Raw genomic sequence first — 19,615 nt, 5'->3', positions numbered from 1 at the left:
CCACCTTTGTACTCTATTGTCTGGCGATAACCCTGTTCAGGCACGCGAATCTATCATAGCATTTCAACAACTGGACAGCAATTGGCAAATCCCGTTGACAGCCGGTTCATTTCCCGTCTGCTGCTCTCTGCTCACGCAGCTTGCCTGCGGCCCGCTCCAGCATGTCGCGTACCGCAGCGTCCTCTTCGCTCCCAAGCGCCTGCTCAACAGCCGCAAGGGCCTCTTCGCCGCCGATGCGGCTCAGCGCCCAGGCTGCCGTCCCGCGCATCACCGGCCGCGTCTCCTTCAGCACAAGCTCCGTCAGCTTCGGCACCGCCGAAGCCTCCTTGAAGTTGCCCAGCGCGATGACCGCGTTGCGCTGGATCGGATTCTTGCCGCGCCAGGCGGCGGAGCTGCTGCCGAATTTCTCCTTGAATCCCCGGTTGCTGAGATCCAGAATCGGCATCAGCAGCGGCTTGACCACCTCAGGATCAGGCAGAAGCTGCGGGCGGTGGTTCCAATTCTTGCCGCGGTTATGCGGACAGACAATCTGGCAGGTATCGCAGCCGTAGAGCCGGTTCCCGATCTTGGTCATATAGTGATCGCTCAGGAAGCCCTTCGTCTGGGTCAGGAAGGAGATACAGGCCTGGGCATTGAGCTGGCCCGGTCCGACCAGCGCGCCGGTAGGGCAGGCGTCGATGCATTTGGTGCAATCGCCGCAGCCCTCCTCTACAGGCTGGTCTGGGGGAAGCGGGAGATTCGTCACCATCTCCCCCAGATAGATCCATGATCCCCACTTGGGTGAGATAATGGCACAGTTCTTGGCGCTGAAGCCGATCCCCGCCCGCTCCGCTACTGCCCGGTCTACCAGTGCTCCCGTATCCACCATGCTCTCCAGCACAGCATCCGGGACACGCTCACGGATGAAGCTCTCCAGCTTCGCCAGCGCTTCACGAAGGACATGATGGTAATCCTGGCCCCAGGAGGCGCGGGCCAGAATACCTCTGCGCGCACCCGGCTCGGATTTGGGCGGGTCCTCCATTTTGGAGGGATAGGCCACCGCAATAGCAATGATGGAGAGCGGCTGCTCTCCGGACTGGAGGGCCGGAACCGTCCGCTTGTCCAGGTCAGGCTCCTCGAAGCCGGATTCGTACCCCTTGTCCCGATGCTCCTGGAGAATGTTCTTCAAATATAAAAACGGCTCCGCAGTGGTGAACCCGATATCGTCGATACCGAGCGCGGGGGCGGCCGCCTTAATCTCTGCCTTAAGTTCCTCCCAATTGGAAGGGGGCGGAGCGTAACCTTTCTGGATGTTGAGGTGCATATCCGCCTCTCCTTTATAGATTGACTAAGGTTGCTCTACAGGGCCTTCATCTTGGAGATAGGCCACCAGATCAGGGACACCTTACCCACAATACTCTCCCCTGCGACAGCGCCGAAATAACGGCTGTCCTTGCTGGCTCCGGCATGCCGGTTGTCCCCCATGACGAAGTAGGTCCCCGCCTGCACGGTCAGACTGCTGAAATCAGGATCTTCTATAGACGTATCGATATATGGCTCATCCAGCAGCTTGCCGTTGAGATAGAGCTGCTGGCTCCGTACTTCAATAATGTCGCCGGGAATGCCGATTACCCGCTTGACCAGATATTCCTTGCGGCTGGGTCCCGTACTGGGATCATGAAGGACGACAACCTCCCCGCGGCCCGGATTCCCGAAGCTGAGGGCGATTTTATTAATAATCAGCTTCTCTCCCTGATAGAGGGTAGGCTCCATGGATTGGCCGATTACAGTTGACACATTGAACACATAGATATTAAGCAGTGACATCACAGCGAACACAATCCCTGCCGTAATGATCCACTCCCGCATATCCTTGATCCAAGTTCTTCTCGACTTCTGTCTGGAGTTGTTATGCGTTACTGATCTGTATCTTTGTCTGCGGCTGCGCATGAAATCTTCTTCAAGCTCCCGGTTCATAGGCCACCTACTTGCTTCGATTGGGTTATCCGTTCCTTAACAATAGAAAAGCATATCTCCCGCCCATTTGCAATGGACATAGGGAAGATATGCTTTAGTATAATGAAACAGACTATGCAGGAATACCCATATTCAAAGTATCCGCCCTGCAACAGTTCTCTACTCTGACCTTTGATTCCGCTTACAGCAGCGGTTCAGCAACAGTTACCCGACAATGCTCAGCTTGCGCACGGATTTGAAAATGTGGTTCTCGTCATAACCCATGGCTTCATAGAGAGGCATTGCAAAAGAATTGTGTTCATCGACGGCAACATAAATGCCGCTGACCTTCCGCGCCTGAAATCTGCTCTCCATAGCCGTTACAAGACTCTTGCCGACTCCTCTGCGGCGGTAATCCGGATGGACGGCAATGCGGAAATAACAGCCGTGATTCTTCTCAATCGTACCAATCAGCGCACCGATGATTTCTCCTTCATCCTCAGCAACTACAATGAGATCAGAATCCCATGACAATTGCCTGGAGAAAGGCTCGATCGTGCTCTCGAAACATTCTTCCGATAATGCGGTCTGCAGCAATTCAGTCACTGGAGTTACATCGCTTAATTGAAAGGAACGAACGTGCATACTTTCAAGTCTCCCTTTTCTATGGCTTATGATTTTACAAAAAGAAGGAGTTTCCATAACAGCATAAAGTGGAAAAAAGCATCAAAAACCGAGGAATACCTGCTTTTGTCTCTATTAAAGCACACTTTTCTCGCGTTATCATCATTTTTCTTTTGAAAGCGCTTGATATGAAGCGTTTACATTCAATATAGTTTCATATTTAACATGTATTAGGAAATTCTAGTAGTCAAAACGTCCCGGTTACGAGTCTTATCAGTTTAACATAGGCTTAACACTTTCGGTGAGCTGAGGACGAAAAAATACTTTTTAAACAATAATGTTTATTTAGTGTTGCATTATTGTTCCAGATGCGTTTTAATAATAGTATCTCAACGGATATATACCAAAACCAACATATAATCAGGAGGGATTTTTCCATGGCTTTTCAATTACCGGCACTTCCGTATCCGAACAACGCACTTGAACCACACATCGACGCATTGACGATGGAGATTCATCATGACAGGCACCATAACACTTATGTGACGAACCTGAACGCCGCACTGGAAAAGGCACCCGAACTGCAAAACAAAAGCATCGATGAGCTTCTGACCGACCTGAACGCTGTACCGGAAGCGATCCGCACAGCGGTCCGCAACAACGGCGGTGGACATGCCAACCACACCCTGTTCTGGGAAGTGATTGGACCGAATGGCGGCGGCGCACCAACTGGCGCACTGGCTGCTGCCATTAACAGCGAGCTGGGCGGCTTCGATAAATTCAAGGAAGACTTCGCGGCTGCAGCTACTACACGCTTCGGCAGCGGCTGGGCTTGGCTCGTTGTGAAGGACGGCAAGCTTGCTGTAACCAGCACACCGAACCAGGATAACCCGATCAGCGAAGGCGCAACTCCAATCCTCGGCCTCGATGTCTGGGAGCATGCCTACTACCTGAACTACCAGAACAAACGTCCTGACTACATCAAGGCGTTCTGGAACGTAGTGAACTGGGAAGAAGTCGGCAAGCGTTACGAAAGCGCGAAATAAGCATCTGCCTTCAGCATGATGCTCTAAGCAAACAGGTTCACCTCTGCCGTAATGGCAAGGGTGAACCTGTTTTTGTATACCGGCCCCGCCCAGCGTGTACGTTAGGCCCGGCCTTAGATCACTGCATGAACTTGGCGTTCAGAGCGTCGTACTCACGCCGGGTGACCGGAATTACCGTTCCATGGCGGGGGCTGGCCGGCAGCTCATAATCAGAGGATACCGTCCACTTGCCCGAATCCAGATCTTCCGTCTCCAGCGGGATGTACCCTCTCCCTCCGAATTCATCCACAAACAGATACCACTTCTTCTCCGTATTGGATTTGAACAGGGTCGGCCCTTCAATGCCCTTCAGTCCGCCGACACTCCCGCTGAGCAGCTTTGCCTCAGGCGCAAATACCGAATCCAGGGACTCCTGGAACACCATTTTGCCAAAAGGGGATTCCGGGCCTTGCTCGCGTTCATCCTTGGTGAATCTGTAGATCTTCCCGTTATACGCAGCCATAGTGGTATCAATAATCGAATGCCCGTAGTCCATATAGACCTGCGGCTCTGTGAACGCGCGGAAATCGCGTGTCTTGCTGTACAGGATTGTCTGGTAGGCGTCCCCGGTGTGAGCGGAATCGGCGAACATCCGCGAGGCCCAGAATACGATATATTCCCCGCTATCCTGGTCATAGATTACCTCAGGTGCCCAGGTATTCCCCGCCTCCTCCGGCGAGATCTTGGCTTCCCAAGGCTCCGACCAGTCCACGAGATTATCCGATTCCCACACGATGATCGACCGGCTGCCCCGTGTCTGGGCTGCGCCCCAATCCCAATTGCCGTTGATCTTCAGATCGGTGGCGATCAGGTAGAACCGGTCTCCTTCAGGCGAACGGATGATGAAGGGATCTCTGACTCCCTTGTCGCCCAAGGGGGAGGTAAGCACGGGCTTCCCGCCGTTCAGCTCCTCCCAATGCAGCGGGTCATTGCCTACGCTGAGGGCGAAGTATACCTGTTCGCCGTCTTCGCTCCCTTCGCCTGTGAAATAGCTGAACAGATAGCCCGCATAGTCCTCCGCCGCCGGAATGTCCTGTGCAGCTTGAGTCCCGGTAACCTGAGTTCCGGCAACCTCACCCGGCGAGCCAGCCTCCTCCTCTAGTTCCGGCCCGCCTGCCACCAGGGTCACCACCGACTTGGCCGGGATAACGGCCTGGAATACCTGTTCCCCATCTGCTGTCCCATTAGCAGCTTCATCAGCAGCTACATCAGCAGCCACATCCTCGCCGCGGGCCAGATCCAGCTGCTCATTGGTTACATAGGAACGCAAGGCAGATGCCTTTAGTCCCAGTCCGCTCAGCGTGAGCTGCACCCGCTTCTCCTCCAGGCTGTCATTCACCAGCACCGCCGTCATGCTCTGCTCCTCCTCGTACACGTAAGCCGAGCCGAGCAGCCCGCTTCCGGCTTCCTGACTCAGACCGGAGAGTGCAATCCGCACCGCTCCGGGACGGATGAACCTGCTGTAATTACCAAGCGACCACAGAATCTTCGAGGTCAGGATGTTCTGCTCATCCCCAGGCTGAGTGTAATCGGTGTACAACAAGCCGTCCTTGTAATCTACCTTGGATACTGCGGTCCACCACTGCCATGCGGCTGCATTCGCCTCGGTCAGATCGAAGTGAATGGTGCGCGCCACCTGTAGCGCCGGCTCCATCCCCAGATCCCGTCCCGGGCCATAATCGCCCATAATACAGTACTCGGTGACCCAGTATTTGGCCTCAGGATCATATTGCTTCAGATTACCGTCAAGCAGCTGTCTTAGCTTCACCAGACGGTCATCGCCGGAATGGCTGTAATCAGACCAGTAGGAATGCGAGGCGATCTTATTGCCGACCGCTTCCTTCAGCACAGGGTCACCCAGCAGGTCCTTAATGTATTCCCGGTATTTCCCCAGCCCCAGGCTATTGGCTCCGCTGGAATAGACGCCGCTGCCCGCGAACTCCCGGTAGTGCTCATCATCCAGCAGAGAAATAATCTCCACTCCATCCGGGGCACTGATCTGCGCTTCCAGCCCGCTAGAACGAAGCTGGGCATGCAGCTCCAGAATCACCCGCTTCAGGTCGTCATTGTTGTACCGGCTGGCTTCCTGCTGCGCGTGATTCCAGTCCCAGGTCGGCTCGTTAACGGGACTGATATAATCGAACGCCAGCCCTTCCTGCTTGAAATGCTCCAGCACCTCAATCAGGAAGGAGGCGAATGCCGCTTCAGAGCCTTCCTTCAAATTACTGGACCCTACCTCCGGATCAGGCTGGGCATGGCCATTCCGGGTCATCCAGACCGGCGGGCTGTTGACGAAAGCAATCAGAGATTCGACTCCGCGCTCCTTGGCCGCCCGCAGGAACCACTGCTGGCCCGCCTGCCTGCTCCAGTCGTACGGCCCTTCCTCCGTTATTTTGAAGGCTTCCGTTCTTCGCCACGGATCTGGAATAATGACCTGATCGGTCTCTACCGAGCCTGCACCTATATTGAAGCGCCAGGCCGACAGCCCGATCCCTTCGGTACGTGAGAACAGCAAATCTGCCACCTTGTTCTTATTCTCTTCGGTCCACTCCTTCCCCAGGGGGTCCATGGACCAGGCGTCGGATGCGCCGAAGTTATCGATAGTCTGATAGCGGACATTGCCGTCTATCGTCACTGCCGCATCCGGCGGTTTCTGGTGCTGCACAGGGATTTCCTCCTCTTTCCTATTACTGAACAGAATCATAACAACACACACTAGAACAACGCCGGTAACCGCCATAGCTGCCAGCCGCTTCATCTCATATCATCCTCCTAACCGACCAGACCGGACCGCTCCACACTCTCAACGAAATGCCGCTGAACGAATACATAGAGGATAATCAGCGGCAGAATCGCCATCAGCACACTGGTATTCATCATCATGGACATGAAGAACGGGTCCTGAACGAGCGAATTCGCCGCCTGGCCGCCGCCGGTCATGTAGGTAGCAATGCCGTAGCCCGCCGATGACATCATCGATGACATGACCTTCGGTTCATTCAGATACATGTTGGTGAAGAAGGAGTCATTCCACTGCCACACGAAGGAGAACAGCATCACCGTTACCATCGACGGAATGGCATTGGGCAGAATCACCCGGGCGAAGGTGGTAAAATAGCCTGCTCCGTCCACATAGGCCGCTTCCTCAATCTCCCGTGGAATGCCCTTGAAGAACTGGCGGAAAATATAGACATACAGCCCTGTCTTGACGCCCATCCCGAGCATCGAAGAAATAATAAACGGCCAGTACGTATTGATCAGATTCGCCGGCTTCCCCGTGAACAGCTCAATCAGGCCGAACAGGTCAAAGTTCTTGAAATGCAGGTACAGCGGAATCATGATCGTCTGGGAAGGGACAAGAATCGTAAAGATCACTGCCGCGAACAGCAGCCCGCTCCCCCTGAACTTAATCCGGGCAAAGCCGTAACCGGCCAGCACACAGATGATCGTCTGAAGCACCATGACCGCTGAGGACAACAGCAGGGTGTTCCGCAGGACTGCCGGATAATTCATCGCTGTGAAGACCAGCCTGAAGTTCTCCAGGGTGAAGGCCTGCGGGACCCAGATCACGGTGGAATCATACAAATCATCCATACTCTTGAACGCAATCGACAGCTTCAGCAGGATCGGGTACAGGATGACGAACGAGATACCGAAGACCAGCACAAAGCGGGCGATGACCCACAACCATTTTTTCGAAAATTCTACCCAATAGGCGGCCGAGGCCAGCCTGTGCAGCTGCTCTTTCCTGGAGCGGTGCGGCATTGCTGCGGTCTCTGTCTTCATGAATGCTCCTCCTTCCTAACCGCTAGTCTTGATAAAAGACTTTGCGTGAGATCAGCGCCGTCGTGATCCACAACAGCAGCGCAATGATGGCAAAATACATCCAGGACATGGCTGCGCTCAGCCCGAAATTGAAGCTCTTGAACGCTGTATCCACCACCATGCGGCTGGTCTGGTCGCTGATGAAGCTGTCGATGATGGTATAGACCAGATTCGTCAGGATCAGCGGGCCGATCATCGGAAACGTAATTTTCCAGAAGGCCTCGTAGCCTGTGGAGCCTTCAATCTTCGCCGCCTCATACAGGGAAGGGGAAATCGATTGCAGCCCCGCCAGGAAGATCAGGATCTGCACGCCCGATTGGCTGACAATTTCATAGATCCGGCTCACCGCCCCAGTCAGATACTGCACCACGGTGGGGCTCAGACCGGATTCGATCAGCAGCGTGGTCAGCTCCAGATTCTTGATCACCGACAGGCCTCCGCCCGTGGAATCACTGGCGCTGCGCACAACGGACTGCATCAGATCCCCGTTCTCAATGCTGGCAATAATCCCCGAGGCCAGAATGACCGGCAGGAAGAAGATGGCCCGGGCCAGCACTCTGCCATGGAACTTCTGATTGAGCAGCACAGCGAAAAACAGGCTGAAAATCAGAATAAGCGGGGTGTTCAGCACGATATTCGACACGGATTCCGTTAATGTCCGGACATAGGATTCATGGGAGAACAGCGCCTCCCGGAAGTTCGCGAGTCCGATATATTTTAGCGTGAAGCCCTCATCATTGACCTGCAGGTTACTGAGGCTGAACCGCAGGGAGGACAGCAGCGGCGTCAGGAACAGGAAGCAGAAGCCCGCGAACCAGGGAAGAATGAAGTACAGGCCGTAATATCTGTTTTTTTGCTCCAGGGACAGCTTCTTAAGCTTCATTATTGCTGCTCACCTCCTACCCGGTAATTCCGTCCGTCTATGGTTACTCCGCCCACAGTCACCGGTGCACGGTTGTAATTCACTATAATCCTGGTACCCGCTTCATAAGCCGTCTGATAGACACCTTCCGCCAGCTTCTTATGCTCCTTGATCGTCTGGGACTGGACACTCTTCAGTACACGGCTCAATGCCTGATACTGCCCGGCTGCCTGATCAATCCAGCTGCGGTAATCGGCTGAATACAGCCGGTCGAAGCCCGTCATCTTGACCGCAGAGGGATCTGCATAGAACCAGGTATAATACGGTGCGCTCCCGGTCTCCAGCGCCTTCAGCAGACTAAGCGTTGCATCCTGATCGTCAGCCATATTCCAGGCAGTTCCGGCATATTGCAGATAGCCGTGGTACACCATCTGGAAGAAGGGGATGCTCTCATCCGTAATATTGAACCCGCTGCTCTGCATGGGCGCAGCCACAATATGACGGGCGAAGGGAGCTGCGTACGCATTGCCGCCTTCAACCATCAAGCGGGGCACCGAGCTGCTCATGCGCTCCAGCTGCTCTTTGACGATTCCCTCGGCCCGCTGGCGGTCAACCAGATTCTCCGCATTGAAATCGGAATTCAGCCCGCTGCCGAGATCCCGCAGGGACAAGCCGTCCACTCCAAGCGCTGCATAATCCCCGAGGAAGCCGTCTACCACACCCGGCAGTACCCGGGGACTGACGACATAACCGGAGGGCTGCTTCACATCCTGCTTGAGGTCAGAGATATCATAGGGATATGTATGCGCCAGCTTGCCCGTAATCAGCTTGGAGGCCTGTGACTTGCCGAGGCCCTTGGCTTCCGGGAAAGTCTGCAGGAACGAAGCATCGGGATACAGTGTAATCCCCTTATCCTGTGCGTAAGATTGCAGCTCCTGAAGTCCTTTTGCCCCGCCAAGCTTGCTGTCCACCGATACGCCCTTCGGGTAATTATGGTTGATGCCGCCGTTGAACCATCCGGTGTACCGCAGTTGAATGTCCCCGATCCCCTTCTCCTGCATCTGCTCCAGAATGACCCTGGCCTCCTTGAAGGAAGTAAGCGGCTCATAAGCGCTGTAGGGAATGCCCAGGAAGAACTTCTTTTTCGGAATGCCGCCGATCAATTCCAGGTAGAAGGGAACGTCCTCCGCCTCTTCCAGCCTTGCCATCCCGGTATGTTCGATTAAATACTCCCGGTATTGGGCGGCCATGCCTGAATAGCTGGCTTCTTCCTGATCAAGGAAGCTGTACGCTACAGTGATATCTCCGGGGAAGATACCTGCCTGAAATTGCTTCACCGTACTGGAGCGCCAGCCGTTGGTCAGCGTCACTTCCTCCAGACTGCCCAGCGTATAGCTGGAGAAGACATTGTTATACTGATTCAGCCGCCCGCTGACGTCTGCCTCCACGGCTGCTACCGCAGCTCCGCTCTCGATCACCGCCAGGAAGCCGCGGTCCTGAACCTTCATGCCGAATACAGGCAGCCGTGCGGTCTCCTCCTTCTGCACTTGCCCCAGCTGGGTCAGCGCAGCATCCGGCCCGTACAGCGCGGTGCGGTAAGGGGTAGCATAGAGCTTGTTATTATTGAAGTGTATCAGTGACCCGGAGCCGTCAGGCACCAGGCTGTAGCCTTCATCCTTCGTCCCGCTTGCCCCAAAAAACGGAAGCAGCGTCAACGTCTGAATATGCATATTATCCGGATAACGGACCTTATCGCCCGGGATGCTTACCCGTAGCTGTTTTCCGTCCAGCCGGTATTCCAGGGGGAGCGTCACCAGGGCGGCTCCGTCCTCCTCTTCACCGTAGGCCGCCTTGTCGATGGCAATTTGCGCCTCATCATAGCCAACCTGCTCGAACAGGGAAGTCACCTTCTTAAGCCCGACTCCCTTAAAGGACGTATCTCTTCGTTCATACCGCTTGTTCGGCTCATCATACCTGAACCGCTTCTCAATCTCCTTCTTGTCACTGTCCTTCTCAAGGCGGCCGATAATCAGGGTACGAAAGCGTTCTTCACTGATGTATTTGGGAATTCCGTCGATATTGCTCTTGACCTCCCCCAGCGTATACACGATATTCAGGCTGCCACCCGATTCCTCGATGGTGAACTGGCTGTTCTGCACACTGTGGGTGTAGTTGTCATAGTTCATGAGATTGCCCTTGCTGTCATAGTAGGTCAGCTCTACCTGTACATTCAGCTTGGATTTGTTATATCCGGTGGCGACAGCATCCTGTTCGCGGTCCTGCGGGTTAGAATACCAGAGCGCTCCGCTCTTCTTATCCTTAACGGCGATCTCCGTTGTGGCCCGGTTCAGATACAGGGTCAAATATTCGTTGTCCAGGGCCGCCTTCAGATCTGCGGATAGCTCCGGCGATTTAGGGGTGGCCTGCATGCTCTGCGCTGAGGATGGTACCGCTGCTTCGGATTGTATTGCCGTATCGGATTGTACCGCCGCTTCCGCTTCAGGCGCGGATTCCGCCAAGTCTGTGTACGGCAGCAGGGCTGCGCCGCTGAGCATAAGCACAATGGCAATGATGGTTAGCTTCTTCTTCAAAGCCTGGCTCCTCCTTTCTTATCCGCGAAGTGAAAGCTCCTGGTAGACGGTGTAGACAAAACTGACAATTTGCTGGATCAGATTAAAGAACAGCAGGCCCAGGAAGATGATGATGCCCGCCACGGCCAGTGTCAGCAGCATGGTTGTAATCGTTTTGAGCACCGTGTACTGATGAACGGTCATGGTTCCGATGAACAAGAGCCACACGAACCAGAGCGTGGCCAGAGCATCCAGTAAATGATAGAAGGAAGCCTCCCGCAGCGTGATCACATTGCTGAGCAGGATATTGGGAATGTTGATCAGAATCAGTGGAAGCAGGGCGTAGCCTGTCGTAATGACGATCTCTCCGAACTTCCCTTCCCCGTCCATCAGCGTCGTCAGGGACCAGTTCGCCAGGCACCAGAGCAGGAACGGGAAAATAATATACTTGAGCTCATTGATGCTGTTCAGTGCAAGCGGGTGATTATAATTGACCACATAGCCTACATATTGGCGCTTCACAATCATGGTCAGGGTAAGGGCCATAAGAATGCCCAGTGCCATGCGCAGCTTGCCCTTATTTTCGTATTTCAGATCCCAGAATCCGTCGAAGGGGTGCACTGCTACATGCAGTGAATATTTAATGTCCTTAAGAAACGGCATCCTGAACCCTCCCTTCCTTTCTCGGCCGCTTTACCAGGCGGACGATGACGTAGCCGCCCAGCAGCACGGCTATTATTCCGGTCATATAGAGGCTGAAATAATCGCGCATATACTCCCTGCGGTATTTCCCAAGCGCCTTGGAGTAATATTCGCGGTCATTACCCAGCTTCAGATAAGTCATAGCCTCCTTATATTCGCCTTGGCGGAGCAGTGATTTGCCGATGCCGACATACGCCATCTCATAGTTGGCATCCAGCTTCAGCACCTCCCGCCACAGCTTGGCGGCTTCATCATGCTTACCGGAGCTGTACAGGGTGTTGGCTTCATTGACCATGCTGCCGAACTGAGTCACTGTGAACTCGGTAATTCTCCCCAGATCACGGTCCAGTACATAGATTGCATTCTCATAGCTCTCCACCGCCGCCGGGTTCTTGAAGGTACCGAGCTGGCTGCCTAGTTGACCGATGACATACAGCAGCTTGCCGTCCTCATTGTAGGTGAACACCCGCCCGCGCGTGGAGTCCAGTACCCGGTAGACCCCGTTTCCGGTCACATCAATGTCAATGAAGGCGGAGCGGTCCCTGCTCAGATCGCCGATGGGCGGGATCTCCCCGCTGACCCGCAGGACATCGATGCCGGAGGGATTCAATCTTTTTACCGGAGAGAAGGTCTTCTTATCCACGGTAGTGGTATAGATGAAGCCATCTTCATCGACATCGACATTGTTGAATTCCAGCGGAATGAACTGCACCATCTTCTCGCGCTGCTCCTTGGTTGATACCGACTTCCAGAACAGATCCACAGGATCAAACTGCACCTTGTTCGTGCCCATGAAGCCTGTGAACTGCCCGTCGCTGTCGAACTCGATCAGCCCTTCGTAGACCCCTCTGCCCACCACATAGATCCGGCCTGCCTTATCAACAATCACCTTCCGCGGAAAATACTCAAAACCCGCTCCGATCACATCCGCCTCCGGCGCTCCGATCTCCCGCACGAAGGCCCCTGTACCGTCCAGCTCGACCAGCCGTCTGTTCTCCGTGTCCGCCACGTAGATCCGGCCGGCATCCGTAACGAAGAGTCCCTCCGGGTTATTGAAGCTGTCCTTCTTCTCCCCGTTCCGGAAGCCTTCGATGACACGGAGTGTCTTCCACTCCTTATCCAGCACCACAATCCTCCCGTTCCCGGAATCGAGCACATAGAGCAGCCCTTCCGCTGAGACAAACAGGTCTCCCGGAGCAGTCCAGACTCCCGTCCCTGCCTCCAGCCCGCTGATAGCCCTCGAAGGAAGATAAGCAATCGGCGACTGAACCGCGTCTCCCCAGTAGGAGTAGGTATATCCTTCATACGGCGCAGCCCCGGCCGGCCTAGGACACAGGCTGACAAGCAGCAGCACGGATACAAGCACCAGTATCGATGACTTTATTCTCAACCCTAACGCCTCCATCGCTTCAGTCCTTCATGCCGGACGAAGCCATCGTCTGAATCACATTGCTCTGTGACAGAATGAACGTCACAATCGGCACGGTCATCATAATCACCGCTACCGCAGCCCCGACTCCTGCACGGGCGATCCCGCCCTGAATAATCTGGCCCATCGCGTAATGCAGCGTCTTGAGCTGCTCGCTGTAGATGAAGCTGCCGCCGTCCGTTCCCCATAGCATCTGCATCATCAGAATGAGCAGCGTCAGCCAGGCCGGCTTCACCAGCGGCATGACGACCTGCCAGAAGATGCGGTATTCACTTGCCCCGTCTATCTTCGCCGCCTCCAGCAGCGCATCGGGGATCTGCTCCATGAACTGCTTCATGAGATAGAGTCCCAGCGGATAGGCAAAGGCAGGAACGATAACCGCCTGGTAGGAGTCCATCCAGCCCAGAGCGGACATAATCATATAGTTCGGTATCGCGGTGACATGCGGCGAGAACATCAGCGACAGGACAACCACGGTGAACAGCACCTTAGAGCCGCGGAATTTATGCTTCGCCAGCGGGTAAGCCGCCGCCGAGGCCAGCAGGATATGCCCGGCTGTACCGGCAGCGGTAATGAATACCGTGTTGAATATATATCTGGAGAACGGCACCCAGGAATTCTTCATCACCTGAAACAGATTGGCGAAGTTCTCAAGCGTGGCATTGCGTACAAACAGCGTAGGCGGGAAAATAAACAGCTCATCCAGCGGCTTGAACGCATTGTTAATGACATAAATTAACGGAATCGCCATGAAGGATCCGAATCCGGCCAGGGCCAGGAACAGCAGGGCGTCGACCTGCCAGGAACGGTTTACTTTTTTGTTCAGACGTATAGCAAGCTTCATCCCGCTTATTCACCCACCCTCTTCAGCAGCTTTTGAACAATCAGATTGCTGCCCAGCATCATCACGAACAGCACGGTGGCAATCGCCGAGGCATAGCCCATCTCGAAGCGGATCGTCCCGTAGTCCACCAGATGGGTTACGATCGTATGCGCCCCGTACTGCACACTCGGGAAGCCCGCCAGCGCCATAGCCACATCGGCAACTGCCAGCGACGCAGTGATCTGAATGACCGCACCGAACATCAGCTGCGGCCGCATGGAAGGGAGCGTAATGAACCACAGCTCCTGCCAGCGGTTTTTGACACCGTCCACAGCCCCTGCTTCATACAGCGTCTTGTCAACAGTCTGCAGTCCGGCGATGAAGGCCAGGAAGCTGGTCCCGAGGCTTAGCCAGAGCTGTACCAGCATGATGATCCCCAGCATATACTTGGGGTCCTGCAGCCATTGGATCGGCTCATAAATTACGCCAAGCTGCATGAGAAGTCCGTTGATGATCCCGTAGGAGTCACTGGAGAAGATAATCTGCCAGATGAAGAAGACATTCCCCGAGATCGACGGCGCAAAAAAGATCAGGGTCATAAACGCCCGCAGCTTGGGATTCAGCTCATTGATCAGCCAGGCAAACAGAAAACAGGCGATATAGCTGACCGGTCCGGTAACCACCGAGAAAATCAGTGTATTCTTGACCCCGATCAGGAACACATCATCGTTCCAGAGCAGCTTGGAATAATTCTCCCAGCCGATCCAGCGCGGCATCTCCAGCATGTTGAAGTGCGTGAAGCTGAAGATGATCGAAATGACCACCGGCAGTACGGTAAACAACAGAAACAGCATCATATATGGAGCCAGCAGTACATACAGATGTTTATCCCGCCGTATGTCTTTGCCGAACAAAGCCCAGTAATTACGCAGCCCGGAAGGGGACAGCCGGGGCTGAATCAAGGGTTCGGCCGTATGTTTCACTTTCTGCACAAGAGTCCCTCCCTATTCCCTTCGTTTCAAATCGAACTCTGCTCTCTTTTGATCAATCTCATAGTCGATCTCCTGCACATAATCGTACAGGGCATCAGCGGTGTTCGTTCCATTGTTGATGACCTCGCGCAGAGCATTGTCCAGATGGCGGCCTGTGAAGTAACCGCCCGGCACCTCAGGCACACCCTGCACCCATTGCCACTGCTCCTCCAGATGACGGTAATCGCTTGTCGGCCACGGCAGCTCCTTAAGCGCTTCAACGTTCGCGGTCGGATACCGCGCTGCCGCGCCCATGAGGCCCTCCATCTCCCGGCCGAAGCGGACCTGAGAATCCTTGTCTACCCACCACTTCATGAATTCCCAGGCGGCATCCTTGTTCTTCGCCTGCTTGAGCATTAGCGCGGCGGTGCCCCCGCTGGCAACATCCCTGCGGATACTGCCGTCCGGCTGTTTCGTTCCCGGAACCGGAATGAATTCCCATAGCCCTTTAATCTCCGGCGCAGATACTGTCAGATAGTTATAGAAGGTATAATCCTGAATGCCGACCGGCATCTCGCCGGTGCGGAACCGCATCGGGAAGTCGAAGATCAGCGGCAGCTTGTAGCTGGTATAGAAATTGGTCCAGTTCTTGAAGGCAGCCAGCCCGGTCTCTGTATCGAGTCCGCTCTTCGCTCCGTTATTCAGATAAAAGGATCCGCCCATCTGATAGAGCAGCATGGCATAGGCGCGGTTGACCTCCAGCACCGGTACGCCTGTCGTCTGCGCGAGCGGCAGCGCCATATCCATCCGGTGCTTCTGCAGCACCGGAATCATCGCGTAGACCTCATCCCAGGTCTGCGGCGGCTCAAGATTCAGCTCCTGCAGAATATCCTTCCGGTAGAACAGCATGTTGAAGATCTGCTGCTCCGGCAGGGCGAAGACCTGATTCTCGAACCGGTACGGCACGAGCGCGCTGTCTCTGAACTGCTTCACCACTTCCTCATAGCCGGGATACTTCGACAGATCCTCCGCCGCTTGGCGCATCCCGAAGTTCACCGGCATATCATTGCCGACCTGCATCGCCACATCCGGGCCTTCCCCGGCCAGCGAGGCGCGCAGCAGCACATTCGGACTCACCAGCTTCAGATTGACACCGATGCCGGTAAGCGGGGTAAATGTATCATCGATCATTGCCTTCAGCACCTGCGCCTGGTCGCGGCCGGTTCCGATCCATACATCAATGGTCTCGCCGTTCTCCGTGGTATTGCCAATCGTGTTGTAATCCTCGAAGAACGAATGGGTGAAGGACGACACCTCATGCACAAGCTTCCTGAACCCGGAAGCATTCGCCTTCGGCAGCTTCACATCCGGCGAAGAGAGCAGCAGGTAATCAATCTCCAGCGGCTGCTCCCGTACCTCCAGAATCCAGGAGCCGACGCTGCCGACATTGATTTTGAACTGCGATAGCCGCTTCTGCACCGTTTCCGGCTTGTCGGCCATGTCCGCCAGCTGATAAGCAGTTTTATTCAAGGTTGCGGTTTTATCACTCTTTTCCCCTGTAAGCCGGACCAGCTCTTCCGATATGCCATATAGAATCTTGCTCTGCTCACGGAAGACCGCCGTCATATCCGGGATTTGCTCCTCCAGCCTGTAATCGCGGTACGGATCCGGCACATTGCCTGTAATCATCAGGATTTTGCGGTACATCGCATTAATGTCCAGCACACTGGCCTCCACCTGGCGCAAGAGCGGCGCAATCGCCCCGAGGCTGACCTCCAGCTGCAATTCGTGTTTTCCTTTGCTTAAATAGAACAAATACGGCTCATCCCCGTTCCCCAGCCGGTTCATCTGCCAATCCGAATCGTAATAGAACGGTATTTGCAGCATTTCCCGAAAAGGAACCTCTCCGTCAATCCGCAGGGAGCGTGTGGAATAGATCCCTCTTAGCAGCTCCTGCCGGCCTTTGATGGTGATGTTGTACAGACCGTCCTCCGGCGCTTCCACTTCCCAGGCGATCCATTGGCCCGGTACCCGCCAGTTGTTGCCGCCAATCGTGTTCATTCTGATCTTGGAGACATCGTACGGCTCTGTTGAAGGGCTTGAGCGGTCTGTGACCGGATACAAGGTCGGGGAGGATTTGTAGGCCGCGTCTTCCCCCTGAATCTTGATCGTATGGCCGCTGGTTTCCTTGTATTCTTGAGCTTCGTAGCCCTGCTTCACCTCTGCATAGGCAGCGGGTGCAGCGTAGCTGTGCAGCTTAATATAGTCGATGACCATCGGCTCTCTGCCGGACACCATCGTTATGGTGTGCCGGCCTGCCGGGAAATAGAATTGGTACGGCTCCTCATAGTAGCCTTCCGTATCTCTCAGCAGCGTCTCCTGCCAGGCCGGAGCCTCAATCTGGCGCGGCCGGAGATCATTGTCCCGGTTATCCTGCTGGATCTCCGGGTTCTCATTGACCCAGATCCGCGCGAAGGACAGATTGCGGGCGCTGGCGAACGGCAGCTTGCCGTCAATCAGCAGCTCACGTTCAATCGCCGAGCTTTTGCCCTTCACCGGATAATAACGGACCGAGATGTGGTACAGTCCGGACTTCGGCACATCCAGCTGCCACCGGATGGAGCCGCTCTCCTCCGTTCTGACGTATCTCCCCGTCTCCCCGCCAAGCTCTGTTAGCACCTCCGGGCTCATCCCCTCGGCCCCTGTATAATCGGCCCCCTTCAGCATAATTTCTTCGCGCGGCTGCTCCTCGCCCTCGTATTGCTGCAGATAATGCTCATAGCTGCCCTCAGGCAGCTGCCGTACCTCCTGCCCGTTCCCCGTTACACCTTGCGCCGCCTGGACAGCAGGCAGCTCTGCGCTTGCCGCAGGCAGCGCCATCATGGAGATCAGCATGACGGTTACAAGTGTCCGGTTCATCATCCGCCGGGATAATGGCATTCTCACTCGGGTTCCCTCCTCTAGCAGACTTGCATTTAAAGAGTGTTACAGGTGCAACTGGTTATATTTCAAGTGGAACGGCCTGGCAGTCCTTTTGAAGGACGGTACCGTTTCAGCGCGAAATTCTTATATTTCAAGCGCACACGGCTACGCCGCCCTTTAAGGGCGGCTGCCGATTCTGCGGACTAACACAGCAGGTATGGTGCAGAACAATCAGGAATTATCCTTGTTATGAGCTGTCCTGCTACCTATTTCTTCTCTTTATCCTGCTCACCGCTCAGTACCTTCTTGGCTGCGGCCTGCGCCGTTCCAATGACCTGGGCCACCCCGGTGGACGGTGTAACCTCGCCCTTCAGGAATTTCTCAGTCACCTTATCCAGCTGATCCTTGACGCCAAGACCGCCGTAGCGTCCGCCATAGACCCGCTCTACCTTACCCTCATCATTCATCGCATTGGCGATAGAGGCTTCATCCGGCAAAATATTCTCCATCGACAGTCTGCGGTTCTCCTGCCAGCTGTCGAACGGCTGCAGATCCTCCCAGATCTTCACGATGGTATCCGCATCCTTGACCCCTTTGGGAATGGCATACGCTGCTGTCTGGCCCAGCGGATCGTAGTACTTATCGGCCTGCGGGCCTTTTGGAATATAGACATATCCCCATTCATCCTTCATCTTGCCGAGAATACGCCCCTCGATTTCCCAGAGACCGCCCGGATACATAGCCACGGTGCCTTCTCCAAAATACTTAGCCGGGTCTTCCCAGTCATTGCCCTCGTTAGGCTTGAAAACCTTATCCTGCGTGTACAGCTTATGAAGGAAGTTAAGCGCTTCCATAGATGCCGGTGAATCAAAGACCGCCTTCTGAGTGGCTTCGTCGTAGATTTTGCCGCCGTTGCTGGCGATCAGCAGCTCCGAGATCACATAATGGGCTCCGGCCAGACCGTACTGGTCCATCTTCCCGTCCCCGTTCTTGTCAATCGTCAGCTTCTTCGCCGCATCAAGCATCGTATTCCAGTTCCAGTTATCCTCATCCATCAGCTGCTGCGGGTCCTTCAGGCCTGCTTCCTTGAAAATACGCTTGTTGTAGAACACGCCGCTGTCGTTCGGGCTGTACCAGCTCTCCAGACCATAGACCTTATCGCCGCCGAAGCGCATGGAATCAATCACACTCTGATCGATGAGTGAATCCTTCAGATAATCATCAAGCGGTGTAAGGAAGCCGCCATGCATCAGGCCCCAGATGAAGCCGTCAGGCAGCCGGACAATCTCGGCAAACGGATCGCTCGCCATAACGGAAGAGGACAGCTTCTCGGCGGTGGACCAATACTCTGTATTCAGGTATTTAATCTTGACGTTGTATTTCTCTTCCACCGCTTTGATCCGTTCGCGGGCAAGCTCATCTGCCTCTGAATCCCCGACAGGAGTGGCATCCCACCAGTGGGAAATGCGGATCTCCCGCCCGTTCAGATTGGCAGCCGGCGTTGCCGAAGGAGCTTCCGTTGCTGCTGGTGCCGTTTCACTGGCTGCCGGAGCCTGAGTCGCCTCCGCCGCCGGTGTTGCCGGTGCAGCCGCATTATTCCCTCCGCTGCAACCGGTTACAAGTGTAACTACGGCTGTCATCAGCATGAACCAAGCCGAGCTTTTCTTCTTCAACTGTTTCACTGTTCGCCACGCTCCCCTAATTTCAGTGATGTTAAGCCATTTCAAGATTGAACTGATTCAAGATTGAACTGATTCAAGATTGAACTGATCCAAGCATGTCTGCGCCCGTCCCCCGCTCCCTTCCCGATGTCATATTTATATAGTGGCGTATGCCAGCATATAAGCCCTTAAGACTATCCTTGAAA

13 protein-coding genes and 1 pseudogene are annotated in these 19,615 nt (G+C 54.8%); 1 reads left to right on the top strand and 13 read right to left on the bottom strand.

Annotated features, from left to right (window positions below; all coding sequences use genetic code 11):
* Window positions 1–115 precede the first annotated feature (115 nt).
* From queG to MKX51_RS01415, 3 genes and pseudogenes are all read right to left on the bottom strand, one after another.
* Window positions 116–1,303: pseudogene (gene queG, locus MKX51_RS01425) on the bottom strand (tRNA epoxyqueuosine(34) reductase QueG); the annotation flags it as partial.
* Window positions 1,304–1,338: 35 nt separating this feature from the next.
* Window positions 1,339–1,956, bottom strand: coding sequence for a signal peptidase I (gene lepB, locus MKX51_RS01420; protein ID WP_340990928.1), 618 nt, complete (start codon window positions 1,954–1,956; stop codon window positions 1,339–1,341).
* 204 nt (window positions 1,957–2,160) lie between these two features.
* On the bottom strand, window positions 2,161–2,580 hold the full coding sequence (locus tag MKX51_RS01415; RefSeq protein ID WP_036723776.1) for a GNAT family N-acetyltransferase: 420 nt from the start codon (window positions 2,578–2,580) through the stop codon (window positions 2,161–2,163).
* A 416-nt stretch (window positions 2,581–2,996) separates the two neighbouring features.
* Between MKX51_RS01415 and MKX51_RS01410 the strand changes: the two genes are divergently transcribed.
* The gene (locus tag MKX51_RS01410; RefSeq protein WP_340990927.1) at window positions 2,997–3,605 is read left to right on the top strand and encodes a superoxide dismutase; all 609 of its coding nucleotides are present in this window, start codon (window positions 2,997–2,999) and stop codon (window positions 3,603–3,605) included.
* Window positions 3,606–3,723: 118 nt separating this feature from the next.
* On the opposite strand, the gene MKX51_RS01405 is transcribed toward MKX51_RS01410, so the two are convergent.
* From MKX51_RS01405 to MKX51_RS01360, 10 genes are all read right to left on the bottom strand, one after another.
* Window positions 3,724–6,402, bottom strand: coding sequence for a glycoside hydrolase (locus tag MKX51_RS01405; protein ID WP_340990926.1), 2,679 nt, complete (start codon window positions 6,400–6,402; stop codon window positions 3,724–3,726).
* A 14-nt stretch (window positions 6,403–6,416) separates the two neighbouring features.
* The gene (locus MKX51_RS01400) at window positions 6,417–7,430 is read right to left on the bottom strand and encodes a carbohydrate ABC transporter permease (RefSeq protein WP_340990925.1); all 1,014 of its coding nucleotides are present in this window, start codon (window positions 7,428–7,430) and stop codon (window positions 6,417–6,419) included.
* Window positions 7,431–7,452: 22 nt separating this feature from the next.
* The gene (locus MKX51_RS01395) at window positions 7,453–8,352 is read right to left on the bottom strand and encodes a carbohydrate ABC transporter permease (RefSeq protein ID WP_340944837.1); all 900 of its coding nucleotides are present in this window, start codon (window positions 8,350–8,352) and stop codon (window positions 7,453–7,455) included.
* On the bottom strand, window positions 8,352–10,922 hold the full coding sequence (locus MKX51_RS01390; RefSeq protein WP_340990924.1) for a DUF5696 domain-containing protein: 2,571 nt from the start codon (window positions 10,920–10,922) through the stop codon (window positions 8,352–8,354). The genes MKX51_RS01395 and MKX51_RS01390 overlap by 1 nt, the downstream gene beginning before the upstream one ends.
* 18 nt (window positions 10,923–10,940) lie before the next feature.
* Window positions 10,941–11,564, bottom strand: a complete 624-nt coding sequence (locus tag MKX51_RS01385) for a Yip1 family protein (protein ID WP_340990923.1) — start codon at window positions 11,562–11,564, stop codon at window positions 10,941–10,943.
* Window positions 11,551–12,993, bottom strand: coding sequence for a tetratricopeptide repeat protein (locus tag MKX51_RS01380; protein WP_340990922.1), 1,443 nt, complete (start codon window positions 12,991–12,993; stop codon window positions 11,551–11,553). The genes MKX51_RS01385 and MKX51_RS01380 overlap by 14 nt, the downstream gene beginning before the upstream one ends.
* Window positions 12,994–13,012: 19 nt before the next feature.
* Window positions 13,013–13,876 carry a carbohydrate ABC transporter permease gene (locus MKX51_RS01375; RefSeq protein ID WP_076085569.1) on the bottom strand — a complete coding sequence of 288 codons (864 nt, stop codon included), beginning with the start codon at window positions 13,874–13,876 and terminating at the stop codon, window positions 13,013–13,015.
* A 5-nt stretch (window positions 13,877–13,881) separates the two neighbouring features.
* On the bottom strand, window positions 13,882–14,787 hold the full coding sequence (locus tag MKX51_RS01370) for a carbohydrate ABC transporter permease (RefSeq protein WP_445322049.1): 906 nt from the start codon (window positions 14,785–14,787) through the stop codon (window positions 13,882–13,884).
* Between the two features lie 72 nt (window positions 14,788–14,859).
* Window positions 14,860–17,766, bottom strand: coding sequence for an extracellular solute-binding protein (locus tag MKX51_RS01365; protein WP_340995459.1), 2,907 nt, complete (start codon window positions 17,764–17,766; stop codon window positions 14,860–14,862).
* A 248-nt stretch (window positions 17,767–18,014) separates the two neighbouring features.
* Window positions 18,015–19,430 carry an extracellular solute-binding protein gene (locus tag MKX51_RS01360; RefSeq protein WP_340990921.1) on the bottom strand — a complete coding sequence of 472 codons (1,416 nt, stop codon included), beginning with the start codon at window positions 19,428–19,430 and terminating at the stop codon, window positions 18,015–18,017.
* Window positions 19,431–19,615 lie beyond the last annotated feature (185 nt).

Origin of the sequence: Paenibacillus sp. FSL M7-0420, from assembly GCF_038002345.1 — a bacterium.
Lineage (GTDB): Bacteria > Bacillota > Bacilli > Paenibacillales > Paenibacillaceae > Paenibacillus_AQ.
The sequence above is the reverse complement of the archived record's forward strand: the minus strand, read 5'-3'. Positions and strand labels throughout refer to the sequence as shown.

Coding starts and splice junctions, on each gene's coding strand:
- lepB (WP_340990928.1), bottom strand. CDS start 1,956: ATGAACCGGGAGCTTGAAGAAGATTTCATGCGCAGCCGCAGACAAAGA.
- MKX51_RS01415 (WP_036723776.1), bottom strand. CDS start 2,580: ATGCACGTTCGTTCCTTTCAATTAAGCGATGTAACTCCAGTGACTGAA.
- MKX51_RS01410 (WP_340990927.1), top strand. CDS start 2,997: ATGGCTTTTCAATTACCGGCACTTCCGTATCCGAACAACGCACTTGAA.
- MKX51_RS01405 (WP_340990926.1), bottom strand. CDS start 6,402: ATGAAGCGGCTGGCAGCTATGGCGGTTACCGGCGTTGTTCTAGTGTGT.
- MKX51_RS01400 (WP_340990925.1), bottom strand. CDS start 7,430: ATGAAGACAGAGACCGCAGCAATGCCGCACCGCTCCAGGAAAGAGCAG.
- MKX51_RS01395 (WP_340944837.1), bottom strand. CDS start 8,352: ATGAAGCTTAAGAAGCTGTCCCTGGAGCAAAAAAACAGATATTACGGC.
- MKX51_RS01385 (WP_340990923.1), bottom strand. CDS start 11,564: ATGCCGTTTCTTAAGGACATTAAATATTCACTGCATGTAGCAGTGCAC.
- MKX51_RS01375 (WP_076085569.1), bottom strand. CDS start 13,876: ATGAAGCTTGCTATACGTCTGAACAAAAAAGTAAACCGTTCCTGGCAG.
- MKX51_RS01365 (WP_340995459.1), bottom strand. CDS start 17,766: ATGCCATTATCCCGGCGGATGATGAACCGGACACTTGTAACCGTCATG.